We start from the raw sequence: 13,602 nt of genomic DNA on the forward strand, positions 1-13,602 counted from the left end.
TCCTTAAGCCAAATTTACAACAGAAGCGCCGAAGCCTTCTGTGTCGGTTGTGTGTTGGAACCAGGCGAGCGAGCTGTGCAACTGCACCACTTCTCCCACCACGATCAGGGCGGGCATCGGGGCGTCTTTCGCCAGGGTTGCAAGGTCTTGTAAAGTGCCGATGGCGACATGCTGATCGACGCGTGTCCCGCGGGAGATCACTGCTACCGGCGTCGTCGCATCGCGACCGTGCTGAATAAGCTGTTCGCTGATGTCTGCCGCTTTCATCGTGCCCATATAAATCGCCAGCGTTTGTCGGCTCTGGGCGAGATGCGACCAGTCAAACGGCGTGCTGTCGGCTTTATAATGCCCGGTCACAAAGGTCACGCTCTGGGCGTAATCGCGATGGGTCAGCGGAATACCGGCGTAGGCCGTGACGGCAGACGCCGCCGTAATGCCGGGGACCACCTGGAACGGGACGCCCGCTTCGGCTGCCGCCTGCAACTCCTCGCCACCACGGCCGAAGATAAACGGGTCGCCCCCTTTCAGACGCACCACGCTCTTGCCCGCTTTTGCGGCGGCAATCAGCATTTGATTGGTGTCGTGCTGCGGCACGGAGTGCTCGCCGGCACGTTTGCCGACGCAAATTTGCTCCGCGTCACGGCGGATCAGTTCGCGAATACCGTCGGTGACCAGATGGTCGTAGAACACGACATCCGCATCCTGAAGAACCTGGAGGCCACGCAGCGTGAGCAGCCCGGCATCGCCCGGCCCGGCGCCCACCAGAATGATCTCCCCGCCCGTGCTGCCGGGGTTATCCAGTTCGTCCTCGAGAATTTGTTGCGCCGCCGTCTCGTTACCGGCATGCATCAGGCTGGCAAAGCGGCCGCGAAACACACGCTCCCAGAAGCGACGGCGTTCCGTCACGCTGGTCAGACGCGTTTTAAGGTGGTTGCGCCAGTAGCTGGCCTTCTCCGCCATGCGCCCGAGGCTGGTCGGCAGCAGCGCTTCGATTTTTTCCCGCAGCACGCGCGCCAGCACCGGTGCGGTGCCGCCGGAGGAGATCGCCACCAGCAGCGGCGAGCGGTCAACAATCGACGGGAAGATAAACGAGCACAGCGGCTGGTCGTCTACCACGTTCACCAGACGGTGGCGGACCTGGGCTGCGTCGGAGATTCGGCGGTTGAGCGCCCGATCTTCGGTTGCCGCAATCACCAGCACCACGCTGTCGATCTGAGACTCTTCAAAATCCGCCTCTGCAACGACCTGCACCTGCGCCCCGGCGCGTTGCAGGAACGCGATTTTGCGATCGGCAATTTCACCCGTCCCGACAACCAGTACCGGTCGGTCTTTCAAGGCAGCAAAAAGGGGGAGATAGTCCACAGGCAACAACTCACTAACAACCAGGAATAAAGGGACTATAGGGGGCGGCTTAGACCGAATGAAATTACGAATTGGAATGAGTAGTTACTCAATGGAATAACGCCATGGAAAAGCAAATATCAAAAAGTGCTTAACACGCGAAATTTCGGGCATTTAAGCGCAATTCAAATTGTGTCTACCCGATCACAGTTTCATACTATGCGGGTTAAAATTTTGCTCTGTTTTTAAGGACTCACTATGTTTTCCGCAATGCGCCACCGATTCGTTGCCCTGGCGCTCGGCGTTTGCTTTATCCTTCCGGCTCAGGCAAAAAATCAATCTTACGGTGAAATAGCCAGTATGCAGGCGCGGCATATTGCGACGGTCTTTCCGGGCCGCATGACCGGAACCCCAGCCGAAATGCTCTCGGCAGACTATATTCGTCAGCAGTTTGCGGATATGGGCTATGAGAGCGACATTCGCGCTTTCCACAGCCGCTACATCTATACCTCACGCAATAAAACGCAGAACTGGCATAACGTAACCGGCAGCACGGTCATTGCGGCGCACGAAGGAAAGGCGGCTGAGCAGATTATTATTATGGCGCACCTTGATACCTACACGCCGATGAGCGACGCCGATGTCGATAATAACCTCGGCGGGCTGACGCTTCAGGGACTGGATGACAATGCGGCGGGGCTGGGCGTCATGCTTGAGCTGGCCGAACGCCTGAAGAATATTCCGACGAAATACAGCATTCGCTTTGTTGCGACCAGCGGTGAAGAAGAAGGAAAACTCGGCGCTGAGAATCTCCTTAAGCGCATGACCGCTGAGGAGAAGAAAAATACGTTGCTGGTGATTAACCTCGATAATCTGATCGTGGGAGATAAGCTCTATTTTAATAGCGGACAGAGCACGCCGAGCAGCGTACGTAAACTCACCCGCGACCGCGCGCTGGCGCTTGCCCGCACGCATGGCGTCTATGCCGCGACAAATCCGGGCGGTAACCCCGATTATCCCAAAGGCACGGGCTGCTGTAATGACGGTGAAGTGTTTGATAAGGCGGGCATTCCGGTGCTGTACGTCGAGGCGACTAACTGGGCGCTGGGCAAAAAAGATGGCTATCAGCAGCGCGCTAAATCGAAGGCGTTCCCAAACGGGACCAGCTGGCATGACGTGCGGCTGGATAATCAGCAGCACATTGATAAAACGCTGCCGCAGCGGATTGAGCACCGCAGCCGGGATGTCGTGAAAGTGATGCTGCCGCTGGTGAAGGAGCTGGCGAAAGCGGGGAAAGCCTGATGCAATTAAGCCCGGTGGCGCTGCGCTTACCGGGCCTACAACGGCACGAAACGTAGGCCCGGTAAGGCGTAGCCGCCACCGGGCGAAAAAACATTACCCTTCGTGCAGCCCGCACTCGCGCTTCAGCCCAAAGAATCGCGTCTCTTCTTCCGCCATTCCCGGTTCCCATTTACGCGTGGTATGGGTGTCGCCTACCGACAGGTAGCCCTGATCCCACAGCGGATGGTACTTCAGCCCGTGCTTTTGCAGATACTGGTACACCGTGCGGTTATCCCAGTCGATGATCGGCAGCACTTTGAACACGCCACGCTGCACCGCCAGCACCGGCAGCGTTGCCCGGCTCCCGGACTGCTCGCGGCGGAGCCCAGCAAACCACGTCTGCGCATGAAGATCTTTCAGCGCGCGGTTCATCGGCTCGACCTTGTTGATCTCATTGTATTTCTCGATGCCCTCAACGCCCTGCTCCCACAGCTTGCCGTAACGCGCCTCCTGCCAGGCCGCGCTTTCGGTTGCGCGATAAACCTTCAGGTTCAGCTTGAGCTTGTCCGTCAGCTCGTCGATAAACTGATAGGTCTCCGGGAACAGATAGCCGGTATCGGTGAGGATCACCGGAATGTCCGGACGGATCTGATTCACCAGATGCAGACTGACCGCCGCCTGAATGCCAAAGCTCGACGAAAGCACATAGTCTCCCGGCAGGTTTTCCAGCGCCCACGCCACGCGCCCTTCGGCGTCGAGCTTTTCCAGTTGGGCGTTAGTTTCTGCCAGGGCCAGAATGCGTTCAACTTTTGGCAGGTCATTAAGGGCGTTTAGATCGAGTACGGACATAAGAACCTCGTTTGCCTGTTTCGCCGGGCGGCACTGCGTTTGCCCGGCCTACAAAACCCGTAGGCCCGGTAAGCGAAGCGCCACCGGGCAAAGGATGGATTACTCCCAGAAATCCCTTGCGGGATCGAGCACCGGGCGAATGATGCCCGCACGTACCGTAAAGTCGCCGAAGCCTTCACCCGCTTCGCGCTCTTTCGCCCAGCGTCCGATAAGCACGTCGAGGGAATCGAGAATTTCCGGCTCGGTGATGTTCTCGCGGAACATACGCGGAATACGTGTCCCGATACGGTTACCGCCCAGGTGCAGGTTATAGCGACCCGGCGCTTTCCCTACCAGACCGATTTCGGCCAGCATCGCGCGGCCGCAGCCGTTCGGACAGCCCGTCACGCGCATAACAATATGCTCGTCCGGAATACCGTGTTTTTCCAGAATCGCCTCCACTTTATCAGTGAAGGACGGCAGGAATCGCTCGGCTTCGGCCATCGCCAGCGGACAGGTCGGGAACGACACGCAGGCCATTGAGTTTTCACGCTGCGCACTCACAGCATTCATCAACCCGTGCTCGCGGGCCAGCTCTTCAATTCTCGCCTTATCGCTTTCCGGCACGCTGGCGACGATCAGGTTCTGGTTGGCGGTAATACGGAACTCGCCTTTGTGGATCTTTGCGATTTCCAGCAGGCCGGTTTTCAGCGGACGGCCCGGATAATCAAGAATACGGCCGTTTTCGATAAACAGCGTCAGGTGCCAGTTATTGTCGATGCCTTTCACCCAGCCGATGCGATCGCCGCGACCGGTGAATTCGTAAGGGCGGATCGGCTCAAACTTGATGCCCGCGCGACGCTCCACTTCTTCTTTGAACGTCTCGACGCCTACGCGCTCAAGGGTATATTTGGTTTTCGCGTTTTTACGATCGGTACGGTTACCCCAGTCACGCTGGGTCGTGACCACCGCCTCTGCCACGGCCAGCGTGTGCTCCAGCGGCAGGAAGCCGAACTCGCTCGCGGTGCGGGCGTAAGTTTTCTTGTTACCGTGCTCAATGGACAAACCGCCGCCCACCAGCAGGTTAAAGCCGACCAGCTTGCCGTTTTCGGCAATCGCCACGAAGTTCATGTCGTTGGCGTGCAGGTCGATATCGTTCTGCGGCGGGATCACCACCGTGGTTTTAAACTTACGCGGCAGGTAGGTCTGACCGAGGATCGGCTCTTCATCGGTGGTGGCGACTTTCTCCTGATCGAGCCAGATCTCCGCATAGGCGCGGGTACGTGGCAGCAGATGTTCGGAGATTTTTTTCGCCCACTCGTACGCTTCGGCGTGCAGCTCAGATTCGTACGGGTTCGAGGTGCAGAGCACGTTACGGTTCATGTCGTTGGCAGTCGCCAGCGCGTCCAGACCCACGGAGTGCAGCATCTGGTGCACCGGCTTGACGTTCTTCTTCAGAATGCCGTGGAACTGGAAGGTCTGACGGTTGGTCAGACGAATGCTGCCGTAGATTGTGTTTTCACCGGCAAACTTGTCGATCGCCTGCCACTGTTTCGTAGTGATTACCCCGCCCGGCAGACGACAGCGCAGCAGCATCGCGTGACGCGGCTCCAGCTTCTGTTCGGCACGCTCGGCGCGGATATCGCGGTCGTCCTGCTGGTACATACCGTGGAAACGGATCAGCAGGAAGTTGTCGCCTTTGAAACCGCCGGTCAGGCCGTCATTTAAATCTTCGGCAATGGTACCGCGCAGGTAGTTGCTCTCTACCTTCATGCGCTCGGCATCAGTCAGTTTGCCTTCGACCACCAGTGGGCCAGGATGTTTTTCGCTCATTAGTAGACATCTCGCTGATAACGGCGCTCTACGCGCAGCTCACTTAAAAATTCATCCGCCGTTTCGGCATCCATACCGCCGAATTCGGCAATCACTTCCAGCAGTGCCTGCTCAACGTCTTTCGCCATGCGATTGGCGTCGCCGCAGACATAAATGTGGGCGCCGTCATTGATCCAGCGCCACAGCTCTGCGCCCTGTTCGCGCAGTTTGTCTTGTACGTATACTTTTTCTTTCTGATCGCGGGACCAGGCCAGATCGATGCGGGTCAGCACGCCCTCTTTGACGTAGCGCTGCCACTCAACCTGGTAGAGGAAATCTTCAGTAAAGTGCGGGTTGCCGAAGAACAGCCAGTTTTTACCCGGCGCGTCGTCTGCCGCACGCTGCTGCATAAAAGCGCGGAATGGCGCAATACCGGTGCCTGGGCCAATCATAATCACCGGCGTTTCGGGGTTCGCCGGCAGGCGGAAGTTGTCGTTGTGCTCGATAAAGACGCGAACTTCGCCCTCTTCTTCCACGCGGTCTGCCAGGAAGCCTGACGCCCCGCCCGCCCGCGCGCGGCCTTCGATGTCGTAACGCACCACGCCAACGGTGATGTGGACTTCGTTTTCCACTTCCGCCTGCGAGGAGGCGATGGAGTACAGGCGCGGGGTCAGCGGACGCAGCAGGCCGACCAGCGCGTCAGCATCCAGCTGTGCCGGAGAGAAACGCACCATATCGACAATCGGCGTTGTCGCCGCGTATTGCTGTAACTTCGCCTTATCCCCGACCAGCGGAAGGAGCGATTCGCTGCGGGTTAAGGTGGCGTAGTTTTCAACGATGTTGGCGGTGTTCACCGTAAGTTCGAAATGCCACTGGAGCGCCTCGGAGATCGAGAGCGTTTTGCCGTCCACGGTAACCGGTTCATCGCCTTTCAACCACAGCAGCTCGACCAGCTCTTTCACCAGCGCCGGATCGTTCTGATACCAGACGCCCAGCGCATCGCCAGGCTGGTAACGCAGGCCAGAGTCACCGAGATCGATTTCGATATGGCGCACGTCTTTTTCCGAATCACGGCCCGTGATTTTCTGGTTTACCGACAGACTCGCCGTCAGTGGCGCCTCTTTCGTGTAAGGGCTGGTGTGGATTTCGTTAACGGTGCCGGCTGCGGTAACGGCGGCCTGCGCTGGCGTCTCTTTCGGGACGCGGGCCTTCAGCACCTCAACGATGCGCGCCCGCCATTCGGCGGCGGCAGCCTGGTATTCCACGTCAGCGTCTACGCGATCCAGCAGGCGCTCTGCGCCCAGCTCCGCCAGCTTGCTGTCGAAATCTTTACCGGACTGGCAGAAAAATTCATAGGACGTATCACCGAGGCCGAAGACGGCAAAGGCGGTGCCCTCGAGCTTTGGCGCTTTTTTCGAGAACAGGAACTTATGCAGCGCGACGGCTTCTTCAGCAGGCTCACCTTCCCCCTGCGTTGACGCCACCACCACCAGCAGTTTTTCTGACGCGATCTGTTTGAATTTATAATCCCCGGCGTTGACCAGGTTAACGTTCAGCTTCGCGGCGAGCAGGTCATCACGCAGCGCTTCGGCCACACGACGGGCATTACCCGTTTGCGAAGCGGAGATAAGCGTGATGGCAGGAATTTCAACGGCCGTTGGCGGTACGCCTGCCACAGCACCCGGCTGCTGGTTCAGCATTCCCCAGAAATAGCCGGAGACCCAGGCAAGCTGGGTGGGTGAAAAATCGGAAGTCGCGGCCTGGAGGCGCGCCAGTTGCTCCGGGTTAAGGGGAAGCAAATTTGAAGGTGGGGCCTGTGTTGTCATGCGTCGTTATGTTCCAGTAGCAAAGCGGACTTTAAGCGAATAAATCCAAACTGAAGATAAGGTTAACGGCGGGGATAATAACAATTAAAGAAGGGATGGAAATAATAAATAACCAAATGGACTAACCTGTTTTAGTTATCGTTCTTAACGATAAAAGCGATTAAATAACTATATGAAATAAAACAACAAAAGTCGATAAACACCATGAATACGAGGCGGTGACCGTTCAGAGCCGTTTTAGTTAATGATAAAAATTGTGCTTTCCGGTACTATGCGGCGGTTTTTTCCGCATTCCTGAGAGCTATGATGTCCACCACACTGTTTAAAGATTTCACCTTCGAAGCCGCACACCACCTTCCACACGTTCCTGCCGGGCACAAATGTGGCCGCCTGCATGGACACTCGTTTATGGTGCGTCTTGAAATCACCGGTGAAGTCGATCCCCATACGGGCTGGATCATGGACTTTGCCGAACTGAAGGCCGCGTTTAAGCCGACCTACGATCGTCTCGATCACTACTATCTGAATGATATTCCGGGCCTTGAAAACCCGACCAGCGAAGTGCTGGCTAAATGGATTTGGGATCAGATGAAACCGCTTGTGCCGCTGCTAAGCGCGGTGATGATCAAAGAGACCTGCACGGCAGGCTGCGTCTACCGCGGGGAGTGAATCTCCTCCGTTTCGGCCTCAAGAGGCACGAGCGGCGTAAACTCATAGAGCACCAGCGCATTACTCTCCAGTGATTCTGTCAGTTGCCAGCCGTCATCAATGCGTTCATCGTACAGGGAAAGCGTTGGACGCGCTTTGTGCGCTATCCAGCGCCACATCTCTTCGTCAGGGCCGCTTTCGCTGCCTACCCCTTCAAGCAACGGATAGAGCGCGCCGTTATGCTGATCGAAAAGATGGCGTTTAATTCGCCAAATACCGCGCATTCCCTTCAGGTGTAAATGATACTGCTGGCGAAAACGCTGGATGAATGCTTCTTCACTGGAAAGGAGCGGATTAAAAACCACGACATTACGCAGCAGCAACTGGTAACCATTGTGATGGCGCGTGAGCAGAACACGCCCGTCGTTTACCAGCACCTCGCCCCGCAGGCGTTGCCAGAGCCAGAGTACCCAATAAACCGGCCGTGGAAGACCATGGTTGTACTGTAGCGCAAGGCTTGACGTATCGATGGTGTTGTTCGCACGGGCTTCACCCTGAAGGCCCGAATTGAGCCAGAATCCCCCTAGCCAGACCTGTTCCGATAGCCCGAGCAGGCTCTGCATCAGCAGCGCCCCACGAAAAAACCAGCCGTTTGTCGCCCGCGTGTTCCCGGTGAGGGTATTCCAGGAGAGAAGCCAGACGGGAAGCGAACATTTGCGCAGACGAAGGGCGGCGATAATCTGGCGGATCTTCTGTACCGGATAATTTTCTGTAGAAGAGAGTTGGGCTGGCTCCCGCTGCGCAGGATCGAGAAGTTCATTGGCATCGGCTGAACAGGCAAGAAAATCGGCCTGCATCAGGATGGCTGAGCTGAACAGGGTATTGTCGCTCACGCCCGCGCTGTCGGGTGAAAATCGATGCCATAAACCAAACTTTGCCTGTGGCAGATAGTTGCGTATGACGTTTTGCTGCGCCAGCCAGACCTGCTCCCGGGTCTCCTCACTCGCCTGTGTTGACCAGTGCATGACAAAGTGCCAGCCCGCGGTGATCTCGGGCGAAAAATGATTGACCGACCGTTGTAAAAAACGGGCAAGTAGATCGCGACGGGTCGTTACGCCGGTGTGCAGCAGCACCGTCCATTGCTTTTTTGCCAGCCAGGTGAAGAGCTGATGCAGATTGTACCAGCAGGCGTAGCCCGCCATCTGGGGGTCATCCCACCCGGTGGCAAACAGACGGCTGCTGAGAAAAGGTTCGGCGATATCAATTCCCTCTATGGGAATGGCCTCATTTATCGCTTCAAGATTCTGACGAACGTCCTCACGCAGTAAATCGTCGAGCTCACGCAGGGTAATGACCACCCGCATACGACGCAGCGAGGTGGAGAGAGGATTGAGCTGCTCAAGATCCAGTGTCTGCTCCTGCTGCGGTCGATCGATAAGCGGGGAGGCTCCCCAGCCGCGCGCCACCGGTTCATTGAGCAGGCTAAACAGTTTATCCATGGCCACCGGATAGCGCTGCTCACACCTGTCCGTACGAACACGTGTGGCCTCCGGGTGCTGGCGTCGGGACTTACGAAACTCACCCGGGGACATATTGTGAACACGCCGAAACCGATCGGTCATCATACGCGTGCTGGCGAAACCCTGCTCAAGCGCAATCTGATGCAGCGGTCGGTTCGTCAGACGGAGCGCGTCAGCCGCCTTTTCCAGCCGCAGGGTAGTGATGTACTGCATGAAACTGATCCCCACTTCCTTTCTAAAGAGACGAGAGAGCCAGGCTTCAGAGACATATTCACTCGCGGCGATTTCCGCAAGCGTAATACGGCGAGAATAACTGGCATTGATCCGCTCTATCACCCGGGCAATACGTTTGCTGTGCGCTGGGGAAAGTTCACGGGACAAAAACCGGGCGGGCTGCTGAAAGCGGCTGGTCAGCAACAGCAATATCTCGCTCAGCCAGCGGTACGCCTCCAGCCGGTAGCGGTGTGGATCGTTGATGAGGGTGACCACAAGAAGCTGGCGCAGCAGATCGCGAAGCGCATCGCATTGGGGCCAGACGCCTCCGGCTTCTGCCGGTATAGCGTAATCATGGACAAAAAAATCATTGCAGAGCTGGACCACCCAGCGCCCGGAAAGGGACACGCGCAGGGTGATATTTGCCGTTTCGCTCGTGAACTGCCAGCGCCGATGACGGTTGATGATGGCAAGGGTATTGGCCTCCAGGATGTCACGTCCCACATCGGTATTCAGCTCAGCCCGCCCTTCCAGCACCCAGAGCAACGTTAGCGTATCGCCTTCATCCTCCACGCAGTGGCGAATGTCCTGGATCTCCACCCAAAATTCATCTCCCCGCTGATTCATCTTTCCCCTCATCAAAGACAAATAATGACCGGCTCTTTTTTGTCATAACGGAATTGTATGAAAAACAATCAAAACAAAACCGTCGCTTTACAACAAAAAAATGCATTTTCTGGCAGTGCGATCGTCATAGACTCGAAATTATCACCGTTTGGCATAAAAAGGATAACAAAAATGACACATCCAATTATCGAAGCTCTGCGCGGCAAAGAGGCCCAGTTCACTGAATTACGTCGCTATTTTCATCAGCATCCTGAAATTGGTTTTGAGGAGCACAATACGAGCGATCGCGTTGCGGCGTTGCTTGAGGAATGGGGATATGAGGTTCATCGCGGCCTGGCGAAAACCGGTGTGGTCGGCACGCTGAAGGTGGGTAACGGGCCTAAACGCCTGGGTCTGCGCGCCGACATGGATGCGCTGCCTATGCAGGAAAACAGCGGCAAGGCCTGGAGCAGTACCGTTGAGGGTAAATTCCACGGCTGCGGTCATGACGGCCACACCACAACGCTCCTGTATGCAGCGGAGTACCTGGCACGCACCCGCAATTTTAACGGCACGCTGCACCTTATTTTTCAGCCTGCGGAAGAACTTCTGTATGGCGGACGCGTTATGGTAGAGGACGGTTTGTTTGACCTGTTCCCCTGCGACCACATTTTTGGTCTGCACAATATGCCGTCACAGCCCGTCGGAAAAATTGGTCTGCGCGATGGCGCCATGATGGCCTCTTCGGACACCCTTCATATTGAGGTTAACGGCGTGGGGGGGCACGGCGCGGTGCCAGAACATACCGTAGATGCCACCCTGGTTGCCTGTCATATCACTATCGCTTTGCAGTCCATTGTTTCGCGCAATATCACTCCTTTTCAGCCTGCCGTCGTTACCGTAGGCAGCATTCAGGCTGGACATGCCCCCAACATCATCAACGACAAAGTATTGATGAAACTTACCGTGCGCACGCTGGATGAAAGCGTGCGGCAAACCGTGCTACAGCGCATCCATGATATCGCCGTTGCGCAGGCGGAAAGTTTCAATGCCACGGCTACCATTCGACACATTAATGGCAGCCCGGTACTGAAAAACAATCCGCAAGCCAATGAGATGGTGCGCAACGTCGCCACCGATCTGTTCGGTCAGGATTCCGTCGCGGAGGTGAATGCGTTTATGGGCAGCGAGGACTTTGCGTTCATGCTCGAGAAAAATCCCAATGGCTGTTATTTCACCCTTGGCGCTGGCGATGAGCCTGACCGCTGCATGGTGCATAACCCGGGCTACGACTTTAACGACACTATTCTCCTCACCGGCGCGGCGCTGTGGGCCGCACTGACCGAACACTATCTGCGCTGATTCGCACCTTCCCGGGAGGGCTGCATTATGAGTACCGTTTCCCTGACAGACGCATCCGCCTACGCCGGTAACGATCGGCTGCTGGCGGGTATCGTCATGAGCGTTCTGACCTTCTGGCTGTTTGCCCAGTCGGTTATCAACGTGGTTCCGGCCATGCAGAATAGCCTCGACATTGCCCTCGAAACCCTTACGCTGGCCGTCAGCCTGAGCGCGTTGTTTAGCGGCTGTTTTGTCGTAGCCTGCGGTGGGTTTGCCGATAAGTTTGGGCGCATGCGCCTGACCATGACAGGCCTGATTTTGAGCATGATCGGAAGCGGTCTGCTGTTCATTTCATGGGAGCCCGTCCTGTTTCTGTTGGGAAGAGCGATACAGGGGCTATCCGCGGCCTGCATCATGCCCGCCACGCTGGCGCTGATTAAGACCTGGTATGAAGGGAAAGCACGCCAGCGCGCAATCAGCTTCTGGGTTATTGGTTCATGGGGCGGGAGTGGCCTGAGCTCGTTTGTGGGAGGCGCCATCGCCACCACGCTGGGCTGGCGCTGGATTTTTATTTTGTCGATAGTGGTGGCTCTGGTCGCGCTATTGCTTATCCGCGCCACGCCGGAAAGCCGCAGCCCTGATGCGTGTCGACACAAGCTGGATATCAGCGGCCTGGTGAGTTTTGTCCTTATGCTGGTGCTGTTTAATCTGTTTATCAGCAAAGGACACAGCTGGGGCTGGAGCAGCAGTTTATCGCTTCTTGTACTGTGTGGAGCCGTGATTGCACTGATGTGCTTTGTCGTTACCGGGCGGCGGAAGGGCGATGCGGCGTTGATCGATTTCGCCCTGTTTAAAAACAGGGCCTATAGCGCCTCGGTATTCTCAAATTTCCTGCTCAACGGCTGCATTGGCACCATGATGATCGCCAGCATCTGGTTGCAGCAAGGCCATCATCTGTCACCGCTACAGACCGGTATGATGACGCTGGGGTATCTGGTTACCGTACTGGCGATGATCCGGGTGGGTGAAAAACTGCTTCAGCGCTATGGCGCCAGGCTGCCGATGATGACCGGCCCGCTACTGACCGCAACAGGTATTACGCTGATTTCATGCACCTTCTTAAGCAAAGAGGTCTACATTGTTACCGTTTTTCTGAGCAATATTTTATTCGGGCTGGGGCTCGGATGTTATGCCACGCCCTCAACGGACACGGCAGTAATGAATGCCCCTGAAAACAAAGTGGGGGTGGCTTCAGGGATCTATAAGATGGGCAGTTCCCTGGGCGGCGCAATGGGGATCGCGGTCACCGCATCGCTGTACGCCCTATGGCTGCCGATGGGAACGGCCAGTGCCGCGCAGTATGCCTTGCTGTTCAACAGTGCGATTTGCCTTGGGTCGGCAGTCGTGACCTGGGCTTTACTGCCAACAACAAAAGCCCCGCGTTAAGCGGGGCCACAAAAGTATCAGGCAATGTTCAGATATTTGTGCGTCTGCATCGACAGGCGCCAGTTGCGGGCGATACAGGTTTCAATGCACAGACGGGTTGCATCGTCTTTCTGGCTGATAGGCTGTAGCGCGATCACGCGCTGCTTCTCATCCGTCAGCGTCGCCAGCAGTTCGTCCAGCGCTTCGATGTCACGCACGCGCCCCACCGGATGTTTGATCTCATCCGCACGCTCAAGCGCCTGCGACAGTACGTCATAACCGCCGCGCATATTCACTTTCGGTGAAACCGTTACCCACGTTGAATGGGAGCAGCGCACTTCATGGGTACCGCTGGTTTCGATCTGACAGCTATAGCCATTCTTCTCGAGCAGTTCGGTGAGGGGCATCAAATCGTGAATGCAGGGTTCCCCGCCGGTGATCACCACATGCCGCGCCGTCCAGCCCTGACGACCAATAATGGCAAGCAGATCTTCCGCGCTGCCCGCGCCCCATTTATCGCTCTCTTTGGTTTTCGCCAGAATGCTGAACAGCGACACTTCCCGATCTGCGAGCTTATCCCACGTATGTTTGGTATCACACCAGGCGCAGCCAACCGGGCATCCCTGTAAACGAATAAAGATAGCGGGAACGCCGGTAAAGTAACCCTCGCCTTGCAGGGTCTGGAACATCTCGTTAATCGGGTACTGCATAGTCAACTCTGTTAAGGGAATAAACGATAAGTATCGCAGATCCCCGTCAGA

10 protein-coding genes are annotated in these 13,602 nt (G+C 56.5%); 4 read left to right on the forward strand and 6 right to left on the reverse strand.

Features of this window, described 5'->3' with window-relative positions; translation table 11 throughout:
- Positions 1-3 precede the first annotated feature (3 nt).
- A complete protein-coding gene (gene cysG / locus IM282_RS02445; RefSeq protein WP_192970081.1) occupies positions 4-1,362 on the reverse strand; it encodes a siroheme synthase CysG in 1,359 nt (452 codons plus the stop codon).
- A gap of 237 nt (positions 1,363-1,599) precedes the next feature.
- On the opposite strand from cysG, the gene IM282_RS02450 reads away from it, so the two are divergent.
- Positions 1,600-2,643 carry an aminopeptidase gene (locus IM282_RS02450; RefSeq protein WP_023298484.1) on the forward strand — a complete coding sequence of 348 codons (1,044 nt, stop codon included), beginning with the start codon at positions 1,600-1,602 and terminating at the stop codon, positions 2,641-2,643.
- A 93-nt stretch (positions 2,644-2,736) separates the two neighbouring features.
- Here the strand turns inward: IM282_RS02450 and cysH are convergent, their stop codons facing one another.
- The 3 genes from cysH to cysJ all read right to left on the reverse strand — a co-directional run bounded on the left by cysH (position 2,737) and on the right by cysJ (position 7,088).
- Complete coding sequence (gene cysH, locus IM282_RS02455; protein ID WP_023298485.1) at positions 2,737-3,471, reverse strand: phosphoadenosine phosphosulfate reductase; 735 nt, start codon at positions 3,469-3,471, stop codon at positions 2,737-2,739.
- Between the two features lie 99 nt (positions 3,472-3,570).
- The gene (gene cysI, locus IM282_RS02460; protein ID WP_023298486.1) at positions 3,571-5,283 is read right to left on the reverse strand and encodes an assimilatory sulfite reductase (NADPH) hemoprotein subunit; all 1,713 of its coding nucleotides are present in this window, start codon (positions 5,281-5,283) and stop codon (positions 3,571-3,573) included.
- The gene (gene cysJ, locus IM282_RS02465; RefSeq protein ID WP_192970082.1) at positions 5,283-7,088 is read right to left on the reverse strand and encodes an NADPH-dependent assimilatory sulfite reductase flavoprotein subunit; all 1,806 of its coding nucleotides are present in this window, start codon (positions 7,086-7,088) and stop codon (positions 5,283-5,285) included. The genes cysI and cysJ overlap by 1 nt, the downstream gene beginning before the upstream one ends.
- Before the next feature lie 303 nt (positions 7,089-7,391).
- On the opposite strand from cysJ, the gene queD reads away from it, so the two are divergent.
- The gene (queD, locus tag IM282_RS02470) at positions 7,392-7,757 is read left to right on the forward strand and encodes a 6-carboxytetrahydropterin synthase QueD (protein ID WP_006811776.1); all 366 of its coding nucleotides are present in this window, start codon (positions 7,392-7,394) and stop codon (positions 7,755-7,757) included.
- On the opposite strand, the gene IM282_RS02475 is transcribed toward queD, so the two are convergent.
- Positions 7,742-10,096, reverse strand: coding sequence for a helix-turn-helix domain-containing protein (locus tag IM282_RS02475; protein ID WP_038416606.1), 2,355 nt, complete (start codon positions 10,094-10,096; stop codon positions 7,742-7,744). The two genes, queD and IM282_RS02475, sit on opposite strands and share 16 nt — an antisense overlap.
- Before the next feature lie 171 nt (positions 10,097-10,267).
- Between IM282_RS02475 and IM282_RS02480 the strand changes: the two genes are divergently transcribed.
- Together IM282_RS02480 and IM282_RS02485 are read left to right on the forward strand one after the other, a co-directional pair.
- Positions 10,268-11,437, forward strand: a complete 1,170-nt coding sequence (locus IM282_RS02480) for a M20 aminoacylase family protein (RefSeq protein WP_023306836.1) — start codon at positions 10,268-10,270, stop codon at positions 11,435-11,437.
- 27 nt (positions 11,438-11,464) lie between these two features.
- The gene (locus IM282_RS02485) at positions 11,465-12,862 is read left to right on the forward strand and encodes an MFS transporter (protein ID WP_032626005.1); all 1,398 of its coding nucleotides are present in this window, start codon (positions 11,465-11,467) and stop codon (positions 12,860-12,862) included.
- Between the two features lie 17 nt (positions 12,863-12,879).
- Here IM282_RS02485 and queE read toward each other — a convergent pair whose 3' ends face one another.
- Positions 12,880-13,551, reverse strand: a complete 672-nt coding sequence (gene queE / locus IM282_RS02490; protein ID WP_006811780.1) for a 7-carboxy-7-deazaguanine synthase QueE — start codon at positions 13,549-13,551, stop codon at positions 12,880-12,882.
- Positions 13,552-13,602: the final 51 nt, after the last annotated feature.

The organism is Enterobacter cloacae complex sp. P29RS, from assembly GCF_014893445.1.
GTDB lineage: Bacteria > Pseudomonadota > Gammaproteobacteria > Enterobacterales > Enterobacteriaceae > Enterobacter > Enterobacter intestinihominis.

Bases quoted from the DNA above. Each gene is read 5' to 3' on its own strand.
- cysH (WP_023298485.1), bottom strand. From the start codon at position 3,471: ATGTCCGTACTCGATCTAAACGCCCTTAATGACCTGCCAAAAGTTGAA.
- IM282_RS02480 (WP_023306836.1), top strand. From the start codon at position 10,268: ATGACACATCCAATTATCGAAGCTCTGCGCGGCAAAGAGGCCCAGTTC.
- queD (WP_006811776.1), top strand. From the start codon at position 7,392: ATGATGTCCACCACACTGTTTAAAGATTTCACCTTCGAAGCCGCACAC.
- cysI (WP_023298486.1), bottom strand. From the start codon at position 5,283: ATGAGCGAAAAACATCCTGGCCCACTGGTGGTCGAAGGCAAACTGACT.
- cysJ (WP_192970082.1), bottom strand. From the start codon at position 7,088: ATGACAACACAGGCCCCACCTTCAAATTTGCTTCCCCTTAACCCGGAG.
- IM282_RS02450 (WP_023298484.1), top strand. From the start codon at position 1,600: ATGTTTTCCGCAATGCGCCACCGATTCGTTGCCCTGGCGCTCGGCGTT.
- IM282_RS02485 (WP_032626005.1), top strand. From the start codon at position 11,465: ATGAGTACCGTTTCCCTGACAGACGCATCCGCCTACGCCGGTAACGAT.
- queE (WP_006811780.1), bottom strand. From the start codon at position 13,551: ATGCAGTACCCGATTAACGAGATGTTCCAGACCCTGCAAGGCGAGGGT.
- IM282_RS02475 (WP_038416606.1), bottom strand. From the start codon at position 10,096: ATGAATCAGCGGGGAGATGAATTTTGGGTGGAGATCCAGGACATTCGC.